This window comes from Nocardia africana NBRC 100379 (genome assembly GCF_001612635.1).
Classification (GTDB): Bacteria; Actinomycetota; Actinomycetes; order Mycobacteriales; family Mycobacteriaceae; genus Nocardia; species Nocardia africana.
In genome coordinates, this window is the sequence record NZ_BDAV01000009.1 from 216,842 (window position 1) to 242,941 (window position 26,100).

Annotated in this window: 26 protein-coding genes and 1 pseudogene; 20 read left to right on the plus strand and 7 right to left on the minus strand. The window is 69.3% G+C overall.

What is annotated here, in order from left to right:
* The first annotated feature begins 13 nt into the window (after positions 1-13).
* Entirely contained in the window at positions 14-1,744 is a 1,731-nt protein-coding gene (locus NA3_RS15480) for an FAD-dependent oxidoreductase (RefSeq protein ID WP_062964325.1), read from the plus strand.
* Positions 1,745-1,768: 24 nt separating this feature from the next.
* Here the strand turns inward: NA3_RS15480 and NA3_RS15485 are convergent.
* Positions 1,769-2,209 (minus strand): annotated as a pseudogene (locus NA3_RS15485) (ABC transporter permease); the annotation flags it as partial.
* A 150-nt stretch (positions 2,210-2,359) separates the two neighbouring features.
* Here NA3_RS15485 and NA3_RS15490 point away from each other — a divergent pair.
* From NA3_RS15490 to NA3_RS15505, 4 genes are all read left to right on the plus strand, one after another.
* Positions 2,360-3,061, plus strand: a complete 702-nt coding sequence (locus NA3_RS15490; protein WP_062964327.1) for a type 1 glutamine amidotransferase domain-containing protein — start codon at positions 2,360-2,362, stop codon at positions 3,059-3,061.
* Positions 3,058-3,408 carry a UBP-type zinc finger domain-containing protein gene (locus tag NA3_RS15495; protein ID WP_062964328.1) on the plus strand — a complete coding sequence of 117 codons (351 nt, stop codon included), beginning with the start codon at positions 3,058-3,060 and terminating at the stop codon, positions 3,406-3,408. Before NA3_RS15490 ends, NA3_RS15495 begins: the two co-directional genes overlap by 4 nt.
* Before the next feature lie 121 nt (positions 3,409-3,529).
* A complete protein-coding gene (locus NA3_RS15500) occupies positions 3,530-4,084 on the plus strand; it encodes a flavodoxin domain-containing protein (RefSeq protein WP_062964329.1) in 555 nt (184 codons plus the stop codon).
* Positions 4,085-4,119: 35 nt separating this feature from the next.
* Positions 4,120-4,632, plus strand: a complete 513-nt coding sequence (locus tag NA3_RS15505) for a flavodoxin domain-containing protein (RefSeq protein WP_062964330.1) — start codon at positions 4,120-4,122, stop codon at positions 4,630-4,632.
* Between the two features lie 30 nt (positions 4,633-4,662).
* On the opposite strand, the gene NA3_RS15510 is transcribed toward NA3_RS15505, so the two are convergent.
* Positions 4,663-5,601, minus strand: coding sequence for a LysR family transcriptional regulator (locus NA3_RS15510; protein WP_062964331.1), 939 nt, complete (start codon positions 5,599-5,601; stop codon positions 4,663-4,665).
* 79 nt (positions 5,602-5,680) lie between these two features.
* Here NA3_RS15510 and NA3_RS15515 point away from each other — a divergent pair, with 79 nt between their 5' ends.
* From NA3_RS15515 to NA3_RS15525, 3 genes are all read left to right on the plus strand, one after another.
* A complete protein-coding gene (locus tag NA3_RS15515; protein ID WP_062964332.1) occupies positions 5,681-6,337 on the plus strand; it encodes an SDR family oxidoreductase in 657 nt (218 codons plus the stop codon).
* Between the two features lie 117 nt (positions 6,338-6,454).
* Positions 6,455-7,681, plus strand: coding sequence for a cytochrome P450 (locus NA3_RS15520; RefSeq protein ID WP_084491581.1), 1,227 nt, complete (start codon positions 6,455-6,457; stop codon positions 7,679-7,681).
* A gap of 47 nt (positions 7,682-7,728) precedes the next feature.
* Positions 7,729-8,865: a phosphotransferase family protein gene (locus tag NA3_RS15525; protein ID WP_062964334.1), complete on the plus strand. Its 1,137-nt coding sequence runs from the start codon at positions 7,729-7,731 to the stop codon at positions 8,863-8,865.
* Between the two features lie 7 nt (positions 8,866-8,872).
* Here NA3_RS15525 and NA3_RS15530 read toward each other — a convergent pair whose 3' ends face one another.
* Positions 8,873-9,775, minus strand: coding sequence for an alpha/beta fold hydrolase (locus NA3_RS15530; protein ID WP_062964335.1), 903 nt, complete (start codon positions 9,773-9,775; stop codon positions 8,873-8,875).
* Positions 9,776-10,027: 252 nt separating this feature from the next.
* On the opposite strand from NA3_RS15530, the gene NA3_RS15535 reads away from it, so the two are divergent.
* Entirely contained in the window at positions 10,028-11,128 is a 1,101-nt protein-coding gene (locus NA3_RS15535; protein ID WP_062964336.1) for a GGDEF domain-containing protein, read from the plus strand.
* A gap of 57 nt (positions 11,129-11,185) precedes the next feature.
* Here the strand turns inward: NA3_RS15535 and NA3_RS15540 are convergent, their stop codons facing one another.
* Positions 11,186-12,028 carry a class I SAM-dependent methyltransferase gene (locus NA3_RS15540; RefSeq protein ID WP_062964337.1) on the minus strand — a complete coding sequence of 281 codons (843 nt, stop codon included), beginning with the start codon at positions 12,026-12,028 and terminating at the stop codon, positions 11,186-11,188.
* Positions 12,029-12,087: 59 nt separating this feature from the next.
* On the minus strand, positions 12,088-13,617 hold the full coding sequence (locus NA3_RS15545) for a PucR family transcriptional regulator (protein WP_062964338.1): 1,530 nt from the start codon (positions 13,615-13,617) through the stop codon (positions 12,088-12,090).
* A gap of 199 nt (positions 13,618-13,816) precedes the next feature.
* On the opposite strand from NA3_RS15545, the gene NA3_RS15550 reads away from it, so the two are divergent.
* Both NA3_RS15550 and NA3_RS15555 read left to right on the plus strand, forming a co-directional pair.
* Positions 13,817-14,263 (plus strand): GreA/GreB family elongation factor, encoded by a 447-nt coding sequence (locus NA3_RS15550; protein WP_062964604.1) that lies wholly within the window; start codon positions 13,817-13,819, stop codon positions 14,261-14,263.
* A 45-nt stretch (positions 14,264-14,308) separates the two neighbouring features.
* Entirely contained in the window at positions 14,309-14,560 is a 252-nt protein-coding gene (locus tag NA3_RS15555; protein ID WP_062964339.1) for a hypothetical protein, read from the plus strand.
* A 6-nt stretch (positions 14,561-14,566) separates the two neighbouring features.
* On the opposite strand, the gene NA3_RS15560 is transcribed toward NA3_RS15555, so the two are convergent.
* Complete coding sequence (locus tag NA3_RS15560; protein ID WP_063917524.1) at positions 14,567-14,806, minus strand: hypothetical protein; 240 nt, start codon at positions 14,804-14,806, stop codon at positions 14,567-14,569.
* Between the two features lie 237 nt (positions 14,807-15,043).
* Here NA3_RS15560 and NA3_RS15565 point away from each other — a divergent pair, with 237 nt between their 5' ends.
* The 9 genes from NA3_RS15565 to NA3_RS15605 all read left to right on the plus strand — a co-directional run bounded on the left by NA3_RS15565 (position 15,044) and on the right by NA3_RS15605 (position 24,401).
* Positions 15,044-15,913, plus strand: a complete 870-nt coding sequence (locus tag NA3_RS15565) for a class II glutamine amidotransferase (protein WP_062964340.1) — start codon at positions 15,044-15,046, stop codon at positions 15,911-15,913.
* Between the two features lie 94 nt (positions 15,914-16,007).
* Positions 16,008-17,528: an acetyl-CoA acetyltransferase gene (locus NA3_RS15570; RefSeq protein ID WP_157126566.1), complete on the plus strand. Its 1,521-nt coding sequence runs from the start codon at positions 16,008-16,010 to the stop codon at positions 17,526-17,528.
* A gap of 30 nt (positions 17,529-17,558) precedes the next feature.
* Positions 17,559-19,316, plus strand: coding sequence for a DUF3556 domain-containing protein (locus tag NA3_RS15575; protein WP_062964342.1), 1,758 nt, complete (start codon positions 17,559-17,561; stop codon positions 19,314-19,316).
* 253 nt (positions 19,317-19,569) lie between these two features.
* The gene (locus NA3_RS15580; RefSeq protein WP_062964606.1) at positions 19,570-20,193 is read left to right on the plus strand and encodes a dihydrofolate reductase family protein; all 624 of its coding nucleotides are present in this window, start codon (positions 19,570-19,572) and stop codon (positions 20,191-20,193) included.
* A 32-nt stretch (positions 20,194-20,225) separates the two neighbouring features.
* Positions 20,226-21,029, plus strand: coding sequence for an alpha/beta fold hydrolase (locus tag NA3_RS15585; protein ID WP_062964343.1), 804 nt, complete (start codon positions 20,226-20,228; stop codon positions 21,027-21,029).
* A 103-nt stretch (positions 21,030-21,132) separates the two neighbouring features.
* On the plus strand, positions 21,133-21,495 hold the full coding sequence (locus tag NA3_RS15590) for a YciI family protein (protein ID WP_062964344.1): 363 nt from the start codon (positions 21,133-21,135) through the stop codon (positions 21,493-21,495).
* A gap of 7 nt (positions 21,496-21,502) precedes the next feature.
* Entirely contained in the window at positions 21,503-21,841 is a 339-nt protein-coding gene (locus NA3_RS15595; RefSeq protein ID WP_062964345.1) for a YciI family protein, read from the plus strand.
* The gene (locus NA3_RS15600; protein ID WP_062964346.1) at positions 21,838-23,082 is read left to right on the plus strand and encodes an RNA polymerase sigma factor; all 1,245 of its coding nucleotides are present in this window, start codon (positions 21,838-21,840) and stop codon (positions 23,080-23,082) included. Before NA3_RS15595 ends, NA3_RS15600 begins: the two co-directional genes overlap by 4 nt.
* Before the next feature lie 323 nt (positions 23,083-23,405).
* Positions 23,406-24,401, plus strand: a complete 996-nt coding sequence (locus NA3_RS15605) for an SMP-30/gluconolactonase/LRE family protein (RefSeq protein ID WP_227995205.1) — start codon at positions 23,406-23,408, stop codon at positions 24,399-24,401.
* A 37-nt stretch (positions 24,402-24,438) separates the two neighbouring features.
* On the opposite strand, the gene NA3_RS15610 is transcribed toward NA3_RS15605, so the two are convergent.
* Entirely contained in the window at positions 24,439-26,070 is a 1,632-nt protein-coding gene (locus tag NA3_RS15610; RefSeq protein WP_062964348.1) for a serine/threonine-protein kinase, read from the minus strand.
* Positions 26,071-26,100: the final 30 nt, after the last annotated feature.

The following is a 26,100-nucleotide window of genomic DNA, read 5'->3' on the forward strand; positions in this document are numbered from 1 at the left end:
GGTAGGAGGTGTCATGAAGGCAGCGCGGCCTTTCGATGTCGATGTGGTGATCGTCGGATCCGGATTCGGTGGCAGTGTGACGGCATTGCGATTGGTGGAAAAGGGATATTCGGTCGCGGTGCTCGAGGCCGGGCGACGCTACGAGGACGCCGACTTCGCCACCACCAGCTGGGATCTGCGACGGTATCTGTGGGCACCGGCACTGGGCTGCTACGGCATCCAGCGGATCCACCGGCTGCGCGACTGCTTCATCCTCGCCGGCGCCGGAGTCGGCGGTGGCTCGCTCAACTACGCCAACACCCTCTACAAGCCGGGACGCGCGTTCTTCGAGGACCGGCAGTGGGCCGAGATCACCGACTGGGACGCCGAACTCACCCCGCACTACGACCAGGCCCGGCGCATGCTCGGTGTCGTGGAGAACCCGCACACCACCCCGGCCGACGAGATCATCCGCTCGGTGGCCGAGGAGATGGGCGTCGCCGACACCTACGTCCCGACGCCGGTCGGTGTGTATTTCGGTCAGCCCGGAGTCGTGAGCGACGACCCCTACTTCGGTGGTGTCGGACCGGAGCGCACAGGCTGCATCGAATGCGGCGAGTGCATGACCGGATGTCGGCACGGCGCGAAGAACACGCTGGTCAAGAACTATCTCGGTTTGGCCGAAAGCGCTGGGGCACAGATACATCCGATGACCACGGTGACCGCGCTGCGACCGCGGGACGACGGCAGCTGGCGCGTCGACACACGCCGCACGGGCCGATTCCGGGGTGGGCGGCGCAGCTTCTCGGCGCGGTATGTGGTGCTGGCGGCGGGGACCTGGGGTACGCAGCGGTTGCTGTTCCGGATGCGCGACACCGGGGTGTTGCCGGCGCTCTCGCCGCAGCTGGGTGTGCTGACCCGCACGAATTCGGAGGCGATTCTGGGTGCGGGCCGCACCCGGGTGGACACCGGCCTGGATCTGACGGCGGGCGTGGCGATCACCTCGTCGTTCCATCCGACCTCCGACACCCATATCGAGCCGGTGCGCTACGGCAAGGGTTCGAACACGATGGGGTTGTTGCAGACCTATCTGGTCGACGGCGGGCAGACGGTGCCGAGGTGGGTGAGGGTGCTGGCGATCGCGGCCACCCATCCGGTGCGGACGGTGCGGTTGCTGCGGACGCGGCGCTGGAGTGAACGAACGTTGATCCTGCTGGTGATGCAGAGCCTGGACAATTCGATCACCACGTTCACCCGGCGCGGTCTGTTCGGTCGCCGCTACACCAGCAGGCAGGGCTACGGCGAGCCGAATCCGTCGTGGATCCCGGCCGGGCACGAGGTGACGCGGCGGGTGGCCGACAAACTCGGCGCCACCGCGGGCAGTACCTGGCCGGACATTTTCGGCGTGCCGATGACGGCGCATTTCATCGGTGGGTGCGTGATCGGCGGCGACCGCGAGCACGGTGTGATCGATCCATATCACCGGGTGCACGGGTATCCGACATTGAGCATCGTGGACGGGTCGGCGATCTCGGCGAATCTCGGTGTGAATCCGTCGCTGACGATCGCCGCGCAAGCCGAGCGGGCGGCATCGATGTGGCCGAACAAGGGCGAGCGGGATCCGCGGCCGCCGATGGATCTCCCCTACCGGCGCGTCGATCCGATCGCGCCGGTGGCGCCGGTGGTTCCGGCCCGCTCCCCTGCCGCGTTGCGGCTGCCGATCGTGGAGGTCCGCCACGCGGCCCCGGACGCTCGCCCGGCCTGACCGGCACGGCTCCGGTTCTCGGTGTCAGCGCGTGAGGCGTCCCAACAGTGCTGAGGCGCAAGCGATTCCGAGGACTGCGGCCAGGACGAGCACACCGAAGTCGGTCCACAGGCCGGCGGTGCCGCCGACGAGCAGGCCGCGCAGGGCGTCGACCTCGTAGCTGAGCGGGTTGACGTGGCTGACGACGTGCAGCCAGCCGGGCATGAGTGCCAGCGGGTAGAGGGCGTTGGAGGCGAAGAAGGCGGCACCGAGGACGACGGCGGTGAGGGCGCCGAGCAGTTTCAGCGGGTTCATCGTCATGTGGACGCCCATGATCAGAGCGAGGACGACGATGATCAGCACTTGCGCGGTGGCGCGTACCCCGGCGGCGAAGCACTTGCCGGTGATCAGCGCCGCGCGGGGTGTGGGGGTGACCATGAGTTTGTTGAGGATGCCGGCGTCGCGGTCCCAGATCGGTTGGATGCCGTTGCGTCTCCACCGAGTCCCGGGACGGGTCCGGCGATCGGCGCCTGTGTTACGTTGTGATCGACGTCACGCGGCCGGCGGTGTTCCCGGATTGGACGCCAGTGATCTCGGACGGCGGTCGCCCATCGCACGGACCGGAAGGAGATCATCGTGGCCACCGACCGGATTCTGGTCATCGTCACCAATGCGGGGGAATACGAGAAGGTCGGCTACCGCACCGGGCTGTGGCTCGGCGAGCTGACCCATTTCTACGACTATGTCATCGAACACGGCTACACCGTCGACATCGCCAGTCCCGCAGGCGGATTCGTGCCCATCGATCCGGAGAGCCTGGCACACGACGTGCTGGCCGAACTCGGCACCGACCGCCGCTACCGCGATCGGGAGTTCATGGACCTGCTCGACCACACGCGCAGCATCGGCGAGGTCGAGGTCGAGGATTACGACGCGATCTACTTCACCGGCGGGCACGGGGTCATGTTCGACTTCGGTGGCGACGATCTCGGCGCGCTCACCGCGGCTTTCCACGACAGCGGACGCGTGGTGTCTGCGGTCTGCCACGGGCCGGTCGGATTGCTGAACGTCCCGCTGGAGAGCGGGGCCGCGCTGATCGCCGGGCGGCGGGTGACCGGGTTCTCGTGGCCGGAGGAGGAAGCCGCCCAGCGTGCCGACGCGGTACCGTTCAGTCTTCAGGACGAACTCGTGAAATCGGGCGCCGACTACAGCATGGCCGACGAGCCGTTCGGAGTCCACGTCGTCACCGACGGGCGGCTGATCACCGGCCAGAATCCCGGCAGTGCCCGCGGGGTGGCCGAAGCGGTGGTCGCGACCCTGAGAGGAGATCAGCGGTGAGCGATTCCGGCAGCGATATCGATGTCGAGGTGCCCGCCAGCGGAGCCGGTTGCGCGGAGTGTGTCGCCGCCGGCGGCTGGTGGGTGCATCTGCGCCGGTGCGCGCGCTGCGGGCATGTGGGTTGCTGCGACACCTCCCCTGCCCAGCATGCCACCGCCCACTTCCGCAGCACGGGTCATCCGATCATCCAGAGCTTCGAACCGGGTGAGGACTGGTTCTACGACTACCGCGACGGTGCGGTCGGTGAGGGGCCGGAACTGGCGCCGCCGACGAGTCATCCGGAGACGCAGCCGGTGCCGGGCCCCGCGGGTCACGTCCCCGCGGACTGGCAGGACCATATCCACTGACGCGTCCCCCGCGCCGGGGCCCGGCGGTTGCGCAGGGCGGCCTCACTGGGGACGTTTGTCCTCTGCGCATGAGGTACGCCGCCTCTGGGAGCAGTCGCGGCCCGGGGCGCACGCTCGACACATGACTCACCAAACTGTTCGCATCGCAGTCGTTTTCGCCTCGTCGCAGGGGTCGACCCGAGAGATCGCCGACTATATCGGGGCCGTGCTGGCCAACCGCGGAGCCGATGTGGAGGTGGCTGATGTGGCGCATGCGCCTGAGCTGTCGCGGTTCGACGCGGTGATTCTCGGCAGTGCTGTGCACAACATGGATGTGCTTCCCGAGATGTCGGTGTTCGTTCGGAATCACCGCTACGAACTGGCCGCGATGAATGTGTGGTTGTTCACCGTGGGGCTCGGACCGGCGCTGCGGGGGCCGATCGGGCGGCGGATGGGCAGGATCGTTCCGCAGAAGATCGCCACGCTGCGCGATTCGATTGCGCCTGTCGGATACCGCGCGTTCGCGGGGCATTTCGAGAACGCGGGAGTGTCGCTGAAGGCGCGCATCGCCTACCGCCTGCTCGGTGGCGGGCGTTTCGGCGACCTGCGCGACTGGCCGGCGATCGGTGAATGGACGGCGACGATCGCCCGGATTCTGCTGCTGCCGCAGCCCGCCGCGAACATCGCCTACCCGTAGATCGCACCAAGCGGCCGATGAGAGGAAGGTGCGCCGTGACACCGGAACATGTTCTCGTGGCGTACGGCTCGAAGCGGGGCGGCACGGCCGAAATCGCGGAGTGGATCGGTGAGGTGCTGCGCTCGGCCGGTGTCGACGCCGAGGTCCGCAATGCGCGTGAGGTTCGCTCCCTCGGCGACTATGGGGCGGTGGTCCTCGGCGGTGCGCTCTACACCGGTCGCTGGCATCGTCACGCCCGCCGCTTCGCTCGTCGTTTCGCACGGCAGTTGCGCGTGCGGCCGGTGTGGCTGTTCGCCAGCGGGCCGCTGGACGATTCGCTCACCTCCGGCGGTCCCGGAAAGGTTCCGGGGGGCAAGGCTGTCGAGCGGGCCGCGCATCGGGTGAATGCCCGGGATTACACGATTTTCGGGGGCCGCTTGGCGTCCGACGCCCATGGTTTCCCGGCGGCGGCGATGGCCAAGACGATGGCGGGTGATTTCCGGGATCCGCAGCATGTTCGGGACTGGGCGACCGGCCTCGCCGCGGAGCTCACGCCGGGCCCGCGCTGAGCCCTCCCCCCGACCGGTGTCGGGTGCCTTTCAGTGCTCGTCGTAGTGGATGCTGTGCGCGGCGGCGATGGGGAGTTGTCGTGCGGCCGAGGAATTCATGGGGACGCCACGGCCGATCAGGTCGGCGGCGAAGCGGCGCAGCAGTGGGTCGGCAGGGGTGGCGAGCAGGCAGACGAGATCGCGAGACACGCTGGGGTGCAAGCGTTTCAGGGTGCCCGGCAGGCCGGGGCCGAGGGCGGTGACGGGGACCAGGGCGATGCCGAGTCCGGCCGCGGCCAGTTGCGCAGCGGTGACCGCCTGCCGGGTGCGCATGACCGGACTCAGAGTGACGCCGTGGGCGGCGGCTCGGGCGTCGAGCCAACCGGCGAGGCCGTTGTCGGGGTGATAGTGCACCAACGGTTGGTCGCGCAGGTCGTCGAAGCCGAGTCGGTCGTGCCGGGTCAAGGGGTGGCCGGCGGGAAGGACGGCCACGATCTCCTCGGTTCCGACGAGCTCGGTTGCGCCGGTCCAGCGAGTCGGCCGCGGCCCCAATGCCAGGTCGGCCGTACCGGATTCGAGGTGGTGAACGAGGTCGTCGGCGCTCGTGGCCTCGGTGAGCGTCACGCGCACCGCGGGGTGGCGGCGGAACCAGGCACGCAGAACGGGAGCGAGCAGACTCGCGGTCAGGCTTTCCGCGCACGCCAGCCGCAGGAAGCCGCCTTCGCCCTTGGCCGCGGCCTTTCCGCCGTCGACGACGCGAGCGGCCGCGGTCACCGCCGCGCGGGCATCGGCCTCGACGGCGCGGCCGATGGCGGTGGCGCGCACCCCGCGCGGCAGTCGTTCCAGGACCGGTGCGCCGATCTCCCGTTCGAGCGCCGCCAGCTGGTGTGACAGCGCGGGCTGCGACATGTGCAGGGCGGTGGCGGCGTCGGTGATGGACCCGGCGTCCAGCACGGCGAGGAGGCATTCCAGTGCACGCAGTGTTGGCATTCGCAAATCCTATGGCAACGATCGAAAACATTCATCGAGAGAAGGGATTATCCGTCGCCGGTGCGTTGCTGAACCGGGCATGACAACGCTGCAAGCCAAGAAGATGCTCATCATCGGTGCCGGATCGGGCATCGGCCGCCGGATCGCCCTCGACGCCGAAGAGCAAGGGGCGCAGGTTATTTCGGTGGGCCGTCCAGACGTGGACCTGGCAGACGAGGCCACCGTGCGCGCCCTGGCCGAACGTATCGGCGAGGTGGACTACCTGGTGTCCTTGGCCGCCGACCACGCCAACGGTCCCGTCACCGCACTGGAGCACGGTGCGGTGCGCCGAGCCTTCGACGCCAAGGTGATCGGGCCGATCCTGCTCGCCAAACACTTCGCTCCGCGATTCCGCGCCGGTGGCGCGATGCTGCTGTTCTCCGGCGTCGCGGCCTGGCGGCCGGCACCGGAACGCGCGGTGATGGCCACCACCAACGCCGCTGCCGCCGCTCTGGCCGAGGCGTTGGCGGTCGAGCTCGCGCCCGTGCGCGTCAACGCGATCTCCCCCGGCATCGTCGACTCGGGTGTGTGGGACGGCCCCGGGAAGGAGGAGTTCTTCCGGACCGTCGCCGACCGAAATCCGGCTCGCCGGGTCGGGACACCGGCCGACATCTCCGCCGTGGCGCTGCTGGCTGTGACCAACCCGTTCCTCACCGGCACCACCGTGCATGTCGACGGTGGCGCGAAACTGGTGTGAGTCCGCCTTTTCCGGCCTTACGGCCGGATCGGCACCGGTAAGGTACGGCGTGCCGGGTGTGCGGCAGCGCCCGGTACTCGCCGGCGGGTGAGCTGTGGGCAAGGAGGCGCGAACGTCGTGGACGAGGACGTCGACCTGACCGACCTGGACCGGTTCACCAGCGGCTTTCCCCATCCGGTCTTCGATCGGCTGCGGGAGGAAGCGCCGGTCTGGTTTCATCCGCCCACCGCGCACAGCCCCGGCGGCGACGGTTTCTGGGTGCTCAGCCGCTACGCCGACATCGTCGCCGCGGCCACCGACACCGCGGTCTTCTCCTCCGCATCCGGCGGCGGCCGCGACGGCGGCGGGACCACGCTCGAGGATATGCCGCTGGGGGTGCCGGTCGGGGCGCTGCTGAACATGATGGACGATCCCCGCCACGCCAAGATCCGCCGCCTGCTCGCCCCCAGCACCACACCGCGAGCGCTGCGGCGGATCGAGGACGACCTGCGCCGGCGCGCGGCCGGCATCGTGGAGGCGGCCGTGGCGAAGGGTGAGTGCGACTTTCTCACCGACGTGGCCGCGGAACTGCCGCTGCAGGCCGTCGCCGAGCTGGCCGGGGTGCCGCAAGCCGACCGCCACGAACTGATGAACTGGGCGAACGTCACCCTCGACTACGACGGCCGCGAGGTGGGCGAGGTCGACGACCGTCTCGCCAAGGCACAAGCGCGTATGTTCGCCTACGCCGCGGAGCTGCTGCACCGCAAACGCGCCGCGCCGGGCGAGGATCTGCTGTCGGTGATCACGCACGCACTCGTCGACGACGAGCCGCTGACCGATGCCGAACAACACCTGTTCCTGAGCCTCGTCGTGGCCGCGGGCAGTGAGACGACACGCAACTCGATCGCCATCGGCACGGCCGCGCTCTGCGAGTCGCCGCGGCTGTGGAAACAGTTGCAGCAGGACAGGACTCGCCTCCCGGCCGCCGTCGAGGAGATGCTGCGCTGGGCGTCCTCGACCCCCTACAACCGGCGCACGGCCACCGAGGACGTGTGGATCGACGGCCACCGCATCGCCGCCGGTGACAAGGTCACGCTGTGGTGGGCCTCGGCCAACCGTGACGACCGGGTGTTCACCGATCCCCACCGTTTCGACATCACCCGAAACCCCAACCCGCACCTGGCTTTCGGGCGCGGCGTGCACTTCTGCCTGGGCGCTTCGCTCGCGCGGATGGAAATGCGGGTCATGTTCGACGCGCTACTGGATCGGGTCGAGACCGTCACTCCGCGTGGGCCCGTCGAGTACGTCCGCAGCAACAAACACACCGGGGTCCGGCATATGCCGGTCACGATGGTCGCCCGGTGAGAGCGGGACGTCTCGTGGGTGACCCGCCCGAGTGAAAGGAGCCGGCCTTGGCTACCGAACCGACCGTGGAGAACGTCAGCCGGCTGCGAAGCTCGAGCCGCGACGTCACCCGCTTGCCGTCGATCCTCGCCGACTGGCTGGCCACGGTCATGCCGGACGGGCAGCGGCCCGAGATCACCGTCGTCGGCGGGATCGACGCCAACGGCATGTCCTCGGAGACGATCGTGCTCACCGCCTGCTTCGACGACGACGGCGCGCGCGTGGACCGGAAATGGGTGATGCGGGTGGCGCCCACCGACGCCGACGTCCCCGTCTTCCCGGTCTACCGTCTGGACCACCAAGCCCGGGTCATCGAGGCCGCCGGCAGGGCCGGCATCCCGGTCCCGCCGGTGCGGTTTTCGGAGAACACCGGAACGGTGCTGGGGTCACCGTTCTTCATCATGGACTACGTCGAGGGGGTCGTCCCGCCCGATGTGATGCCGTATACGTTCGGCGGTAACTGGTTCTTCGACGCGGCCCCCGAGCAGCAGCGCGCACTGCAGGACGCGACCATCGAGGTGCTCACGAGGCTGCACTCGATTCCCGGCGCCGGCACCGCATTCGGTTTCCTCGTCGCCGACCGCGCCGGCGACACCGCCCTGGCCAAGAATCTGTCCTGGCTGCGGACATGGTACGAGTTCTCGGTCGCCGATATCGGGGGTTCGCCGCTGGTCGAACGCGCCTTCGACTGGCTCGACAGCCACTGGCCCGAACAGATCGCGGCCGGTGAGACCGTGCTGTTGTGGGGTGACGCGCGGATAGGCAACGTCCTCTACCGCGACTTCCGTCCCGCCGCCGTCCTCGACTGGGAGATGACCACGGTGGGCCCGCGCGAACTCGACGTCGCGTGGTGTGTGTTCGCGCACCAGGTGTTTCAGGAACTGAGCGGGCTGGCCGGCCTGCCGGGATTGCCGGATGTGTTGCGCGAGAACGATGTCCGGGACACCTATCGGCGCCTCACCGGTGTCGAGCTCGGTGATCTGCGGTGGTTCTTCGTGTACGCGGCCGTGGTCTGGGCGTGTGTGTTCCTGCGCACCGGCGCCCGCCGGGTGCACTTCGGGGAGATGCAACGACCCGAGGATGTCGAGTCGCTGTTCTACCACGCGGCCTTGCTGCGCCGGCTGATCGGGGAAACGGCGTCGTGAACCGCCGCTACCGGCCCGGTCCGAGGTAGTCGAGGATGATCTCGCCGACCGCGGCCGGTTTCTCGAGATGCAGGAAATGTCCGGCGTCGTCGATGCGGACGACGCGGCTGCCCGCGGGCAGGTGCCGGTCCAGATCGTGGAAGAAGCCGGGACGCAGGCATCCGTCGGTGGCGCCGTAGAGCTGCAGCATCGGGTGGATCGGTGGGGCCATCAGCAGGCGGTCGAGGTCACGGGGTCGCGTCGACCGTGGCCGGACCAGTTGCCGGTAGTAGCCGATGATCGCCGAGCGGTGATCCGGCGGTGCGGCCGCGGCGAGGTGGGCGAGGTCGTCGGTGGCGTCGTATCCGGGAGACCATCGGCGCCACAGCAAGGCTGTCATGGGGGTGAAGAACCGTTCGGGAACGGCCGGGATCTGGTTGGCGAGGATGTACCAGCTGTTCACCGACTGCGCCACGATCCGCCCGATGTGGCGGGCGACGTTGTCGCGGGTGATCCGGACGCCGGCCAGTGGCGGGACGGCTGCGGCGACGAAGGCCCGGAACGGTGAATCGGGCAGGGCGGCAAGGGCGTTCGCGGTGAAGGCGCCCCAGTCGTGGCCGATGACGACGGCGCGGTCGGCGCCGAGCCGCTCGGCGACACCGAGCGCGTCGGCGACGCGCGAGCCGGTCGACAGGTCACCGTCGGCCGGCACCGACGACGGAGCGTATCCACGGCTGAACGGTGCGACGGCGTAGTACCCGTGATCGGCCAGCGCGGGCCCCAGATGCCGCCACGTCCACGCGGTGTCGGGGTAGCCGTGCAGGCACAGTGCCGGCGGCGCCGCGGGGTCGCCCCAGGTGAGGGCGTGCAAGGTGACCTGTCCCAGATCGAATTCGGTGCGCCCGGGCGCTGGGGTGGATGTGGATGCCATCGTGCCTCGTCGGTGAGTTCCGCACCCGCTGGGTCCGGCGTCGGCTGTGCTGTGGACAGGCGTTCATCCTAGTGTCCGACCGCGCCCTCGACATCACCTCGCGCGAGTGCCACATTTTTGCCCGATGGGCCCGAGTTGCCGGTCTAGACTGCTGCCGATCAGCTGATGAGATTCCCGAGACCCTCGCACAGGGATTCTCGCACTGGGATCGAGCGACGGCCGGGCAACCCGGCCGGGTGCGAGGGTGAGTCGATGAATGGCGGCAAGACACTACGGGCCTGGTGGAACGATCCGGTCGACTACTGCTGGCTGGTCCGTAGCCTGACGGCCCGATCCGCGCTGGGTCCGCTGAAGGTGCTGGTCGGTGTCTCCGGGGCGATGATCGCGGCGATGGGAGCGGTTATCACGGGGTCACCGGTCGGGCCGCCCGGTCATCCCGGCGTCGCCTCCGCGTTCGGGGTGTCGTGCGGGACGCTGTGGGCACTGCGCTGGTGGTTTTGGCGCTGGCCCGGCAAAACCGAATCGTTGCTGCTGATCGGCGGCGCCGACGTGCTGTTCATCCTGGAATTCCTGCAGGTGCCGGATCGGGTGTTCGCGGCGATGGGCACCGTCCTGCTCGTGGTCACCGGCAGCTACCTCGGCTTCTTCCACAATGCGCGGGCGTTGGCGGCACATTCGGCGTGGTCGCTGCTGTCGGTGATCGTGGTGTCGGCGCGTATCGCCACCGGCGGCGGACCCCTGCGCTTGGCCCTCGCGGTGGGGCTGCTGCTGTTCGTGTCGGTGGTCAGCGCCCTGCCCGCGTTGCAGATCCTGTACTGGCTGCTGCGCACCGAGTCATTGTCGGATCCGCTGACCGAACTGCTGAACCGCCGCGGCCTCGAGATCCGGCTCCCGTTGCTGCTCGACCAGCACCCCGCGATCAGCGTCATGACCTTCGACCTCGACAAATTCAAAAACGTCAACGACACCTGGGGACACCGCGCCGGCGACACCGTGCTGGTGCGCACCGCGCAACGCCTGCACGAGGCAGCGGGCCGCTCCGCCGTGGTGGCACGCACGGGCGGGGAAGAATTCGTCGTCGCCGCGCCGATCACCGCCGAGGCCGCCCGCACCGAGGCCGAACGCCTGCGCCGCACGGTCGCCGAACCATCCGAGAACACGGTCGAGGTGACCGCGAGCGTCGGTGTCGCCGTCTACGACACGAGGATCTGCCCGCGCTGCCCGCGACCGACCCCGGACCGGCTGCTGCAATCCGCCGACGCCGCGATGTACCGGGCCAAACAGGCAGGGGGAAACCTCGTGGTGCTCGACGACCTCACCCCGCGGCCGGATCACTACCGGGCCGGCGGATAACCCCGACGGGCGGGCGATGTCACACGGATGCCCACGACGGCCTTGTTGGCCGAAAACTCACGGCGCCTGCGTGATTCGGTCGTGCGGTTTCGATGCCCGGAGCGAGAACAGCAGCGGAACGCGCGGCTGCCCCGCGGGCAGGCGGTAGCGGCCGCCGTTCTCGGCCAGGGTACGAAATCGCGGGTACAGGGTGAAGTCGTGTTCGTGCAGGAACTCCAGGCGCAGCCCGGCCCCGGCGATCGCGGTGACGATGTCACCGATGCCGTGCTGCCACTGCACCGTCACGTTCGCGGTGGTCGGCGCGTCCGGATCGGCGTAGGTGCCGGGTTCGTCCCACACCTGCGGGGCCGGATCGAAATAGTCGTAGGCGACGGTGCGGCCGTCGTCCTCGGCGAGAATGTCGCCGAACGGGTGGAATTCGGTCAGGTACACGAAGCCGCCCGGCGTGAGCAACTCGGCCACCACCGATGCCCAGCGCACCAGGTCGGGCAACCAGATCAGGGCACCGACACCGGTGTAGACGATGTCGTAGCGGTCCCGCTCGAGGGCGGTGACCGCGTCGTAGACGTTCGCGGTCACGAACCGCGCGCCGGTGACACCGATGCGGGCCGCCAGGCCGGTGGCGGTGCGCACGGCGGGCGCGGAGAAGTCCAAACCCGTGACGCTCGCGCCGCGGCGCGCCCACGCCAAGGTATCGGTGCCGATGTGACATTGCAGGTGCAGCAGGCGTTTTCCGTGCACGTCGCCGACCTCTGCGGGTTCGAAGTCGCGCAGCGCTTCGGCGCCGGCGACGAAACCGTCCAGGTCGTAGAAGTCGCTCCTCGCGTGGATCGGCACGCGCTCGTCCCAGTTGGCGCGGTTGAGTTCCATCCAGTTGCCGGCCTGCGCGTCGACGCTCATGCCGCGCGACGTTAGCCCGGCCGGAACGCCGTCTCCATCGATTTTCGACCGGCCGCGGCTCAGCCGGTGTGGATCGACAGGGCGATGAGCATCGCCGTGCGTTTGGCCGGATCGTCGGGATCGAGGAAATCCAGTTCGCGCATCCGCCGCATGCGGTGACGGACGGTATTGGGATGCACGGCCAGGGTGCGGGCAGCGGTGGCCGGATCGCCGTGGGCTTCGAGCCAGGCCTTCAACGTCGGCAGATACGCGGTGCCCGCCCGCTCGTCGATCTCGGCCAGCTGGGCGACGGGATCGCGGGACGGGAGCCGGCCCGTGGAGGCCATCGACCGCAGGCGCTGGATCAGGACCCGGTCCCAGGCGGTGTCGTAGCAGGCCGGCTCCCGGGTTGCGGTCACCGGCAGTGCCATGCACTCGTCGGCCTCCTGGCGGCTGGCCGGCAGCTCCCGCGCGTCGGCCGTGCCGCCGATGCCTGCGACGACGGTCATGTGCGCGGGCAGGCTCGCGGCGATATCGGCGATCCACCGATACGCCGGCGCCGGGTCGTCACCGGCCGGCAGCAGTGTGTAGACGGTATTGCCGAACAGGGTGCTGCGGCCCAGGCGCGACCAGCCGAAACCGGTGGTGGCCCGCTCGAACGCCAGCAGGATGCCGGCGTTGCGTTCCTGCTCGGCGTGGGCCTGCAAGGCGATGACGCGCAGATTGCGTGCCGGGATGCCGAGTTTGCCGATCGCGGCCTCCGCGTCGGGACTGCCTTCGATCAACTCGATGACCAGCTCCGACTCGACCTGCCGCTCGAGGTCGGCACTGACCCGTGACCGCAGCAGATGCAACGCGACGGTGTGCGCGCCCTCCTGCAGGATTCTGGCCCGATCCCCCGAGAGCGGCTCGCGTCCGGACACCCACACCGAACCCAGCAGCTCCCGGCCCGCACGCACCGCGGCGACAGTGCGCCCGTGCAATCCGTGCTCGGGCGCGGGCGGGATGTAGCGCGGCGCGTCGGAGCGGGCGAGGTGGGCGAAAATGCCCTGCTCCTCGAAGAATCGGCGTACCCGATCGGGCATACGCCGCCCCAGAATGGTGTCCGAGCGGACCGGGTCGGTGTCGTGGTGCGCGGTGGAGTAGGCCATCACACGCGAGAGCTGATCCTCGATCGTCACCGGTCCGTCCAGGGACGCGGAGATGGTGTCGGCCAGGGCGAACAGATCGCTGGGACCGCGCCCGGATTCGGTTTCGCGGCCCTCGAGGACCAGCCCGTAGACCACCGAGGCGATCTGGCTCCAGGACACGCTCGGGTCGACGGTCATGAGAGCGGGGCCGCGATCGTCGAGCAACTGCCGGATCCGCGCATCGGGTGTCTCGGACGTGCGGGCGACGATCACGCCGGCGCGGGCATCGATGCCCAGAGCGAGAGCTTCGGCCAGATCCGCCGCGCCGACGGCGAGGAACACGTCGCCGGTGGCCGCGTGCGGGCGAATCGGGTCGTGGACCGCGACGCTGTGGATCTCGACGGTGCGGTCGACGACGGTGCCGTGCAGGCGGGCGCCGTAGCGGCTCACGATGTTGATCAGCCGGTCCAGTTTGACCATCGGTACCGATCACGGCTCCTTCCTGGTCGTCGGGGACTGCGGCGCTGTTCGGCGGCGACAATGTGTGCCGGGGAGATTGTCGGCTACCGACAATGTAGCGGGTGCGCCGGCGGGTCACTCTGGAGGTGGACCCTCGGTGCGGCGGATGTGGTGCCGCCCGGGGTCCGGGGTGTTGTCGGCAGTGGACGAAGAGAATGAGATGACGGGAACCGAAGGCGTCTGGTTGACGCAGGACGCGTACGAGCGGCTACGGCGGGAATTGCTGGAGTTGCGGGCGGCGCAGCACGGCCCCGGCGACGAGGACGGACAGTCCGCGGCCGGGCGGCGGTTGCGCCGGCTGGAGTTGGAGGAGTTGCTGGATCGTGCCGTGGTCGGGCAGGCGCCCGCCGACGACGGCATCGCCGAACCCGGGATGGTGCTGACCGTCCGGTTCGACGACGAGCAGACCGAAACGTTCCTGCTGAGCCGGCGCGACGGCGCCGACACCGAGGAACTGGAGGTCTATTCGCCCGAGTCGCCGCTGGGCCGCGCGCTCACCGGCGCCCGGCCCGGGCAGGTGTGCTCGTACCGGATTCCCAGTGGAGCGTCGGTGAACGTGACATTGCTCGAGGCGGTCCCCTACGGCATGCACCTGCGGCGGCGTTGATCGCGGGCGGCCGCGGCGGACTCGGCCGGAAAGTGAGGTCGTGAGATGGATTGGCCACATCTGCTCAGGTTCGCCGGTGTCACCGTCGCGTTCTCGGCGCTGGTGCTGCTGGTCCTGGTGCCGCGGAAGGTGACCCGTCGACTGTGCTCGCAGTGCGGGCACTCCAACATCGTGCACGACCCGGTATCGGGCCGCTGCCGCAGCGCCGTGGACGCGGGAGTCCTGGTCTCGCGCGACGGCGGCGGCGGGCTGCCGACGCAGCGCTGCCGATGCCAGGACTACCGCGGCGAACGGTGACCGGGCTCAGGAATGCGTGCCCGGTTGCCGGCGTCCGGCGAGGAAGTAGGCGATCGGCACCGCGCCCGCCGAGTTGAGCAGCGTCACCGCGGTCGCCCACCGCCGTTTCGACCCTCGGATCTCGGCGGCCGGCCGGCGCGCGATATCGATGAGCGCCGCGAGCTTCAAGATCCCTTCGACCACGGACGCGGCCACGATCAGCCGCCGCGTCCGCTCGTCCAGCTCACTCCACCGTTTCCTCGCCACAAGCACCCCTCTCCGGTTCCAGTACATGCCGATCACCTCATGGTGCACTGCGGGCAACCGCCGATCCAGGGCCGAAGGGCCTCGCGTTTCGCCGCGGCCAGGGTAGGGTCGATGCGGCGGCCGGGCCGCGTTCTCGACGGGGTTCCCCGCCGGCCGTGCACTGAATATCGAACCGCGACAAGCATTTTCGTCCGAGGTGGATCTCCGGTCCGTGCCGGTGCGGCGAAAGGTGAATCGATGTGCCGTTTGTTCGGGCTCAGTGCGGCACCGCAGCGGGTGCACGCGACGTTCTGGTTGCTGGAGGCCTCCGACAGCCTGGCCCGACAAAGCCGCCGCGAACCCGACGGCACCGGGCTGGGCATCTTCGAAGCCGACGGCCGGCCGCTGGTGCGCAAACAGCCCATCGCCGCCTACGAGGACAAGCAGTTCGTGCGCGAGGCGATGGAGTGCGAGTCGGCGACCTTCCTCGCCCACGTGCGCTACGCCTCCACCGGTGCGACGGTCGCGGCCAACACCCACCCGTTCGAGCAACACGGGCGGCTGTTCGCCCACAACGGCGTCGTCGGCGGGCTGCCGGAACTGGAAAGCGCACTGGGTGACTACCGTGACCTGGTCGCCGGGCAGACAGATTCCGAGCGGGTCTTCGCGCTCGTCACCCGATGCGTCGACGAACACGACGGCGATGTCGTCGCCGGGATCGGCGCGGCGGTCGGGTGGATCGCGGACAACCTGCCTGTCTTCGCGCTGAACTTCGTGCTCACCACCGCGGAGGATCTGTGGGCGCTGCGCTATCCCGACACCCACGACCTGTTCGTCCTCGAACGAGCCGCGGGCGGACCAGGCGGCGGTGAACATCTCGACCACGCCGGCACCGGGCCCATGCGCGCCCACTCACCCGCGCTCGCCGACCATCCGGCCGTGGTGATCGCCACCGAACGCATGGACAGCGATCCCGGCTGGCGTGAGCTGCCGGTGGGCCGGTTGCTGCACGTCGGACCGGATCTGGTGACCACCAGCCACACCGTCGTCGATTACGCGCCGCGGCACCGGCTCACCCTCGCCGATCTCGGCGAGCACGCCGCGGCCTCGCAGCGGGCCACCACCTGAGACAAACGTCTGTAACAGGTTCTATTTCTCGTGTTACTGTCACAGCCATGAGACGGGGAGCCGGCACGACCGCACGCAGTGGTGGGGTCCGTTGATGGTGGATTCGCGTACGCCGGTCGTCGTGGGCGTCGGACAGGCGATCGACCGCATCGACAGTTCCGAGTACCGGCAGATGTCGTCGGTCGACCTCGCCGCCGCGGCCGCCCGCGCCGCCCTCGAGGACACCGGCGTCCGCTACGCCGAGGCCGCCGCGAGCGTCCAACTCATCGCCGGGGTGCGCCAATTCGAGATCTCGGCGCCGGTGCGCGCCCAGCTGGGCCGCTCCGACAACTACCCGCGCTCGGTGGCACGGCGCCTGGGCATCGACCCGGCCCGCGCCGTGCTCGAGGTGGTCGGCGGGCAGGGCCCGCAACATCTGCTCACCGAGTTCGCCGCCGACATCGCCGCCGGGCGACTGGAATCGGTGCTGATCACCGGATCGGACGCGATCTCGACCGAACGCCACTACGCCGGCCGAGACGACAAACCCGACTTCACCGAAACCGTCGGCGGCCAACTCGAGGACCGCGGCTTCGGATACGAATCGTTCGTCGACGACAATCTGATCGCCCACGCCGTCATGGGCGCACCCACCCAATACGGCCTGCTCGAGAACGCCCGCCGCGCGCGCGTGGGCGCGAGCCCGGAGCAGTATCGCCTCCAGATGGGAAAACTGCTGGCGCCCTTCACCTCCGTGGCCGCGAAGAACCCCCTCGCCGCCGCGCCGATCGAGCGCAGCGCCGAGGAACTGGCGACCGTCACCGAGGCGAACCGGATGATCTGCGACCCGTTTCCGCGCCTGATGGTGGCCCGGGATCTGGTCAACCTCGGCGCCGCGGCCGTGGTGATGTCGCTGGGCAAGGCCCGCGAACTCGGTGTTCCCGACGACAAACTGGTGTATCTGCGCGGCCACGCCGACCTCGAGGAACAGACCCTGCTCGCGCGCCCCGACCTCGGGGCCGCGCCCACCGCGTGGACGGCGGCGCGAGAAGCGTTGCGGGTGGCCGGAATCGGTCTCGACGATCTCGCCACCCTCGACCTCTACAGCTGCTTTCCCGTCGCGGTGTTCAACGTCTGCGACGGCACCGGACTGGCCACCGACGACCCGCGCGGGCTCACCGTGACCGGCGGGCTGCCGTTCTTCGGCGGCCCCGGCAACAACTACTCCATGCACGCCATCGCTGAGACCGTGGCCCGGATGCGCGACCAGCCCGGCGCTTTCGGCCTGGTCGGCGCCAACGGCGGCATCATGAGCAAATATTCGGTCGGGGTGTATTCGACCGCGCCGGCGCCCTGGGTGCCCGACCGCAGCGCGCAGTTGCAGCGCGCGGTGGCGACGGCCCCGCAGGTGTCCAGCCGGGCACGTGTCGACGGACCCGCCCGGATCGAAACCTACACCGTGCGCCACGCATTCGAGCCGCGCACCGGACTGGTCGTCGGGCGCCTGCACGCCGACGACAGCCGGTTCCTGGCGATCATGGCGCCGGAAAGCCTTGCCGCGGTGGATGATCCGATCGGCCGCGACATCATCGTCACGTCGAGCGAGAAGGGCAACACCGCGGTCATGGTGCCGTGACCGGCCGCGGACGCGGGAACGGAGAGAGTGATGGGGTTCGTTCAGCCGGAACTGCCGGTCGTCGATCAACAGCAGTGGGACAACAGCGGCCGCAGTGAGCGCATCCGGCTCATGGCGCGGCACTGGGCCGAGGTCGGCTTCGGCACACCGGTGGTGCTGCACCTGTTCTACGTCGTCAAGATCTGCCTCTACATCCTCGGTGGCTGGCTGTTCGCGCTGAGCACCAGCGGCATCGACGGATTCACCGCGGTGGGCAGCTGGTGGTCGGAACCGATCGTGTTCGAAAAAGCCGTGCTCTACACCATGCTGTTCGAGGTGATCGGGCTCGGCTGCGGATTCGGGCCGCTCAACAACCGCTACTTCCCGCCGATGGGATCGATCCTGTACTGGCTGCGGCCCGGAACGATCCGCCTTCCACCGTGGCCGCGCGTCGTCCCGCTGACCCGCGGCACCGCCCGCACCCCGGTCGACGCCGCGCTCTACGCACTGCTGCTGGTGGTGCTGCTGTGGGCGCTGCTGTCCGACGGCACCGGACCGATCCCCGCCCTCGACACCACCGTCGGACTGTTGCCGGCCTGGCAGGTCGGCCTCGTCGTCGCCGTGCTCGCGGTGCTGGGTCTGCGCGACAAGGTGATCTTCCTGGCCGCACGCGGCGAGGTCTACGGCTCGCTCGCGGTGGCATTCCTGTTCGGCGGCGCCGATGCGATCCTCGCCGCCAAACTCGTCTTCGTCGTCATCTGGATGGGTGCGGCGACCTCGAAACTGAACCGGCACTTCCCGTTCGTGGTCTCGACCATGATGTCCAACAGCCCGATCGTGCGTCCGCGATGGTTGAAGCGCCGCTTCTTCGCGAACTTCCCCGAGGATCTGCGCCCGGGCCGGTTGTCGCGGTGGATCGCCCACAGCGGCACCGCGGTGGAGATGTGCGCGCCGATCGTGCTGTTCTTCTCCCACGGCGGCCTGCCCACCGCGGTGGCGGCGGTGATCCTGCTGTGCTTCCACCTGGCGATCCTCACCGCCATCCCGATGGGCGTACCGCTCGAGTGGAACGTGTTCATGATCTTCGGGCTCGGAGTGCTGTTCGTCGCCCACGCCGATATCGGCTTCGCCGACGCGGCCCACCCCTGGCTGCCGGTGCTGCTGTTCGCGGTCCTCGTCGCGATCGTGATCACCGGCAACCTGCTGCCCTCGCGGATCTCGTTCCTGCCCGGGATGCGCTACTACGCCGGCAATTGGGACACCACGGTGTGGTGCATCAAACCCTCCGCGGCACAGAAGATCGACCGCAACATCGTCGCGATCGCGAGCATGCCGCAGGCGCAGATGGAGCGCTACTACGGCAAGGACCGGGCCCAGATCCCGCTGTATCTCGGTTACGCCTTCCGCGCCATGAACACCCACGGCCGCGCCCTGTTCACCCTCGTACACCGCGCCATGCCCGCCGGCTGCGAGGACGAATACACCATCACCGACGGTGAACGCATCTGCAGCACCGCCATCGGCTGGAACTTCGGCGACGGCCACATGCACAACGAACAACTCATCGCCGCCCTGCAGCAGCGCTGCCACTTCGAACCCGGCGAAGTCCGCGTCGTGCTGCTCGACGCCCAGCCCATCCACACCCAGGTGCAGGCCTACCGCCTCGTCGACGCCGCCACCGGCGAATTCGAAAGGGGCACCGTGCGAGTCGCCGACATGGTGGAAAGCCAGCCATGGGCCGACAACCTCCCCGTCCACGTCACCAGCACCGCGGGACCGAGCGTGACGGATCCGGCCCGGCCCGCCTGACTCGCGCTCGGAAAGTCGGAATGGCCTTGGACGGAGTGGGTTTGGTCCCCAGCCAGTACTCCGGCAAGGCCATCTTCCGCAGGATCTCCGACGCGGCCGGCAGATCGTCGGCCTCCGCCGCCGCGAGATAGTAAGGAAGACATCGGGCTCCCTGTCGTCGAACAGGATCGGTGCGCAAGGATGGGCCACCGGCTCCGACTCGATGGTGAACGGCGCACACGGCCGCCGCACCACCATCTGTCGAGGAGATGACATGCCCAACGTTCGCACCGATATGACGGTCTCAGTGGATGGCTACATCTGTGGACTCGCCGCGCAGCAGCCGCCCTACCTGGACAAGGGATTCTTCCGCGTCACCGAATGGGCTGTCGCACATCGGGCGTGGCGTGAACGCGCGGGGTTCGACGGCGGCGTGCGGGACGCCGAAGACGCCCTGCTGAAGGAGATGTTCGAGCAGGCCGGCGCATATGTGATGGGGCGCAGGATGTTCGACTCCGGGGAGGAGCCGTGGGGTGAATCGCCACCGTTTCGCGCACCGGTCTTCGTCGTCACACATCGCGAGCGGGAACCGCTGATTCGCAAGGGTGGCACGACTTTTCATTTCGTCACCGACGGCGTGGCGGGTGCGATCGAGCGTGCGAAGGCCGCCTGCGGTGACCGCAACGTCCATATCAGTGGCGGTGCGACGATCGTGCAACAGGCGATCGCCGAGGGACTGCTCGACGAGATGCACGTACATATCGCACCGGTCCTGCTCGGGCAGGGCACGCGGCTGTTCGACGACCTGCCCGACACCGTGATCGAGCTGAACCGATTCCATGTCCTCGATTCACCTGCCGCCACTCACCTCGGCTTCCGGTTCCCCACCGCCGCCTGACCGCCACCACGACACTCGAAAGGCACGAGCCTGTGACCAGTTCCGTCCTGACCTCCGTCCATTCCACCGATGGCAGCACCATCGCGGTCGAGACCGTCGGATGCGGCACGCCGGTGATCCTCATCGGCGGTGCGTTCAACGACCGCTCGACCGTTACCGCCCTGGCGGAAACTCTGGCCCCGCACGTCCGGGCGATCAGCTACGACCGCCGTGGCCGGGGCGGCAGCAGCGATATTCGCGGCGACTTCGCGGTTCGATCCGAGATCGACGATCTGGCGGCCGTGATCGAGCACGTGGGCGGTGTCGCCGGCGTGTTCGGCCATTCGTCCGGTGCCGCCCTGGCCTTGGAAGCGGTGATGCGCGGGCTGCCTATCGACAAGGTCGCCGTGTACGAGATGCCCGCGGTGGTCGACGGTAACCGTGCCGAGCCGCCCGCCGACGTATTCGATCGGCTCGTCGCTCTCCTCGCTTCCGGCGACAACGACGGCGCGGCCGAGCTGTTCCTCACCGAGCAGGTCGGGGTGCCGGCACCGTTCGTCGCCGAGATGCGCACGGCGCCGATGTGGGAATTCCTGCGCGCTCAGGCCCACACCCTGCCCTATGACGTCGCTGTCTGCGGTCCCCGGATGCGTCTGCAATCCGACCGGTACGCCGCGATCACCATCCCCGCGCTGGTCGTCGATGGCGACCAGACCTGGCCGTGGATCCACACCGCGAACCAGGCCCTGGCCGCCGCCATCCCGCACTCGCGCCGGGAAGTTCTGCCCGGCGCCGACCACGAGGTTCTCGGCCGGCCCGAACTGCTCGCGCCGCTGCTGCTCGACTTTTTCGCCTGAGCCCTTCTACCCCGGGCAGGTGCGCAAGAATGTGCCACCGGCTCCGACTCGATGGTGAACGGCGCTCGGAAGCGCCGGCCCGAATATCCGAGGAGACGACGACATGAAGTTCTTGTTGATCATGCACAGCAACCCGCAGATCTGGGATGCGCTGACGGAAGAGGAGCGCACCGAGGTGATGAGTGGCCATGGTGCGTTCATGGAAACCGTGACGAAATCCGGGGAGCTGATCAGTACCGCCGCCCTGGCCGACCCGTCGCAGAGCGCCGTGGTCCGGGTCCGGGCCGGTGTCCCGGCGGTCACGGATGGGCCCTATCTCGAAGCCAAGGAGTTCCTCGGCGGCTACTACCTGGTGGAATGCGAGAGCCGGGAGCGCGCTGTGGAGCTGGCCGCGCTCATACCGGACGCCGGAGTCGCGGGCCTCGGTATCGAGGTGCGGCCGGTGGTCTTCGCGGCAGGCCGTTGAGTACACCGTGAAGTTCCTGCTGAATCTGTATCTGAGCGCCGCGTCGCTGCCCGGGGACGGGTTCGACCACGAGCGGTTCCTCGCGGTGCCCGGGCAGACGGGGGAACTGGTCAGCGGATACGTGATTGCCGATCCGTCGATCAGCGCCGTGGTATCGGTTTCCGGCGGCGTGGTGACGGTGACCGACGGGCCGTATTCATCGGCCCCGGACTACGTCGCCGGCCAGTACCTGGTCGACTGCGAAAGCCGGGAGCGCGCACTGGAATTGGCCGCCCTGCTCTCGGGCGGTCACCCCGGTGGTGTGGAGGTACGACCACTGATGGATTCGGCCGGGATGGAGATGTGAGCACCCCGGTACGGCTCGAGGACCTGCTGCGCGAACTGGCGCCGCAGGTGCTGGGCGTGCTCCTGCGCCGCTACGGCGGGTTCGAGGAGTGTGAGGACGCCGTCCAGGAGGCGTTGCTCGCCGCGGCGACACAGTGGCCGGCGCAGGGCGTCCCGCACAGCCCACGGTCCTGGCTGGTCACCGTCGCCGCACGGCGCCTGGTCGATCAGGTACGCAGCGAGCAGGCCCGACGTCGCCGGGAGGTCAGCGCGGCCCACCAGGAGGTGCCGGGCACCGACCTGGCGCCGACGCCGGGCGACGAAAGTCCCGGCGATCAGGACGACACGCTGGCGCTGCTGTTCCTGTGCTGCCATCCGGCGCTGACGGCCGCCGCCCAGGTCGCACTCACCCTCCGCGCCGTCGGGGGGCTCAGCACCGCAGAGGTAGCGCGGGCCTTCCTGGTGCCGGAGGCGACGATGGCGCCCCGGATCAGCCGCGCCAAGCAGCGGATAAAGGCCGTCGGTGCGTCGTTCGCGATGCCGAGCGGCTCCGAGTGGGCAGATCGGCTGGATTCTGTCCTGCACGTGCTCTACCTGATCTTCAACGAGGGCTACACCGCCAGCTCCGGACCCGATCTACACCGCGGCGAGCTCACCGCGGAGGCGATCCGGCTCACTCGAATGCTGCGCCGGTCCTTGCCAGACGACGGTGAGGTCGCCGGGTTGCTGGCGCTGATGTTGCTGACCGACGCCCGCCGCGCGGCCCGTACCGGACCGGACGGCACCCTGGTACCGCTGGCCGAGCAAGACCGGACCCTGTGGGACGCCACCCTGATCGACGAGGGCACCGCGCTGGTCACCGCCGCCATGTCCGCGTCGGTCCTCGGCCCGTACCAGCTTCAGGCGGCGACCGCGGCACTGCACGTTCAGGCGCCGCGGGCCGAGGACACCGACTGGGAACAAATCCGCGTCCTGTACGGGATTCTCGGCCGGATCGCACCGAACCCCATGGTCACACTCAATTACGCGGTCGCCGTCGCGATGACCCGAGGTCCGCGGGCCGGACTCGAACTGCTCGAAGGACTGGACGACGACCCACGAATGTCTCGCCACCACCGCCTCCACGCCGTCCGTGCCCACCTGCAGGAGCTGGCCGGCGACGACGCCGCTGCTCGCACCAACTACCGGCTGGCGGCGCGGCGCACCACCAGCCTCCCCGAACAGCGCTACCTGCGAGCCCGGGCGGACAACCTGGACCGATAGCGACCACCTCCCCGCCCCACACCCATCCGACCGGCTCGATCGCGAACAACTCGATCCGAGCGACGACGCGGAAAACATTCTGTTGGTCGAGAAATTTCGGCAACGGTGTGCGGTGCGGGCCGGTAGGCGTTGCCATGTTCCGGTGCTCGCCGCCGCGGCAGTTCTCCTGGGGCCCGCGGCGGCGATCGGTATCGCCGCGACCGCACCGCCGGATCCGCGTGGTACCACTGCGCTGGATCGCGTCCTCCGTCAACGGGTGTAGTGGGGTTCGTGCGACCGTCATCTGTTGGATCGCGGCGAGGAGTCGGTGGGTACGGTGAGTCATGTCTTTCCAGCCGACCCGTTGGACTCCCCCGCCGGCGCCCGCCCGGGCGCGTGCCCCGCACAGCGATCCGCCCATGCCCGAGCTGCGGCTGCTCGAACTCCCCGGCACCGGTCCCGAGAACGTGGTACTCGCTCCCGACGGGCGGATCCTCACCGGCATCGGCGACGGCGCCGTCCTCGCGGTCGACCCGGCCACCGATGCGGTCGAGCAGATCGCCCATACCGGCGGCCGGCCGCTGGGCCTGCACGCCGAGGCCGACGGATCGCTGCTGATCTGCGACGCCGAGCGCGGACTGCTGCGTCTGGACCGCCCGCACGGCACCCTGGAAACCCTCTGCGACCGGGTCGACGGCGTGCCGCTGAACTTCGCCAGCAACGTCGTCGCCGACACCGACGGCACCGTGTACTTCTCCGAATCCACCCGCCGCTACCCACTCGACGACTACATGGGCGACATCCTCGAACACTCCGGCACCGGCCGGCTGTTCCGCCGCAGCCCCGACGGGCGGATCGACACCCTCGTCGACGGACTGCAATTCGCCAACGGCATCGTTCTGGCCCCCGACCGCACCTGTGTGCTGGTCGCCGAGACGGGCGGCTACCGTATCGCGCGCCACCACCTCACCGGCCCCCGCGCCGGCCACACCGACTATCTGGTGGAGAACCTGCCCGGCTGCCCCGACAATCTCGGCCTCGGCAGCGACGGCCACATCTGGGCCGCGCTCGTCACACCGCGAAACCCGATCCTGGACAGGCTGCTTCCGCTGCCCGGCGTGCTGCGCCATATCGTGCGCGCCATACCTCCCGCGTTGCAGCCGAAACCCGCCCGCACCGTCTGGGTGCAGGCCTACGACTTCCATGGCACCCTCGTCCACGACCTGCAACGCGAAGCCGACCGGTACGCGATGGTCACCGGCGTCGCCGAAGCAGGTGGGACCCTCTACCTGGGCAGCCTCAGCGAACCGGCCATCGCGGTGGTGCGCCTGCCCGCATGAGATGGGTGTGGGCGAAAGCGTCTGTGCTGCAACAGGTTTACTGGTGTCGCAATGTTCCGTCGATCGCGCCGATCGGGCCGGGCATCGAGTAGGCGACGGTGTGGTCCGGGTTCAGTGTGAGGGTGGAGGACTGGCCGTCGTCCGTGCAGGACGCCCCTGACACCAAGCGAGCGCGCAGCGTGATCACCGAATCGGTCGCGGAAACGAGTGTTTCGCCCCGTCGGCAGGTGAGACCGCTGGCCCGGCCGGTATTGCTCGCAGTACCCAGTTCCGTCCCCACCGCGCCCGCGTGCAAAGTGACGACGATGTCGTAGGTGGCCAGCCCGTCGGTCGCGGTGCCCTTCCACGTGCCCGCGTACTCGGCGGGCAGCGCCGGCAACTCGCTCGCCGCGGCCGTCGTCTCCGCCGTCGCCTCCGGCGTCGACGTCTCCTCGAAAGCTCCGGTCTCGACCGCGGTTTCGGTGCCGGCGGCCGATCCCGGAGCGTCCGAGGACGCGCTGCGGAAGGCGAGCGTGGCGCTGATCACCGCCGTGGCGACCAACAGCACCGCCACGCATCCGATCACAACCACCCGTCGCCGCGACGAATCCCGCTGTGCGGCAGGGGTTTCGCCGTGCCCGACGCGCGCGGTAACGCCGTGCGGAGCCCAGGGCGCCGGCAGTGGCGACGGCGCACCGGGTGTGTGCGGGTGCCCGGCGGCGCCGGTCCGGCCTGCCGAACCGATCAACGTGGAGGGAAGTTCCGGCGTTGCGGGCCGCGGTGACGGAATGTGCGGCGCCGGCTCGGAATCCAGATCCAGCAGCATCACCGCCTGACGGCTGATCGCCTCCAGGATCGGTCCCGGCAACCACCCCGAGCGTGCGTCACCCAATGCCACGCACTGTCTTTCGACCTCGGCGGGCGTCGGGCGATTACCGGGCTGCTTGTCCAGGCACGCCCCCGCGATCGGACGCAACGCCGCCGGCAGGCCGTCGAGCCGAGCCGGTTCCTGCATCACCCGCCACAGCATCGGAATCGAATCACCCGAACCGAACGGGCCGCTGCCGCTGGCGGCATACACCAGCACCCCGCCGAGGGCGAACACATCGACCGCCGGTCCCACCGGGGCATCACCCGAAATATGTTCCGGCGCCATATAACCCGGCGAGCCGATCACCTTGCCGGTCGTGGTGAGCGTGCCGTCGTCGGCGGCGCGGGCGATGCCGAAATCGATCAACCGCGGACCGTCGAGGGTCAGCAGCACGTTGGACGGTTTGAGGTCGCGGTGTATCACCCCGGCCGCGTGCACGTCGGCCAGCGCCCGCGCCAGGCCCGCGGCCAGCGGAACCAGCGCCGATTCCGGTAGCGGCCCGAACGAGTCCACGGCCTCGCGCAACGACAATCCCGCCACGTACCCGGTGGCCAGCCACGGCCGCTCCGCTTCCACATCGGCGTCCAGGACCGGCACCGCGTGGGCACCGGTCACCCGCCGCGCGGCGGCCACCTCGCGCCGGAACCGGGTGCGGAATTCGGGATCGTCCGACAGATCCGGGCGCACCACCTTGACCGCGACGGTGCGGCCACCGGCGTTGCGGCCCAGATAGACCCGGCCCATTCCGCCGGCGCCGAGTACCCCGAGCAGACGGTAGGGGCCGATGGTCGCCGGATCCCCGGACTCCAGTGGGAGCACTCGTCGTTCCTTCCCGGCCGTGCCCTGCGC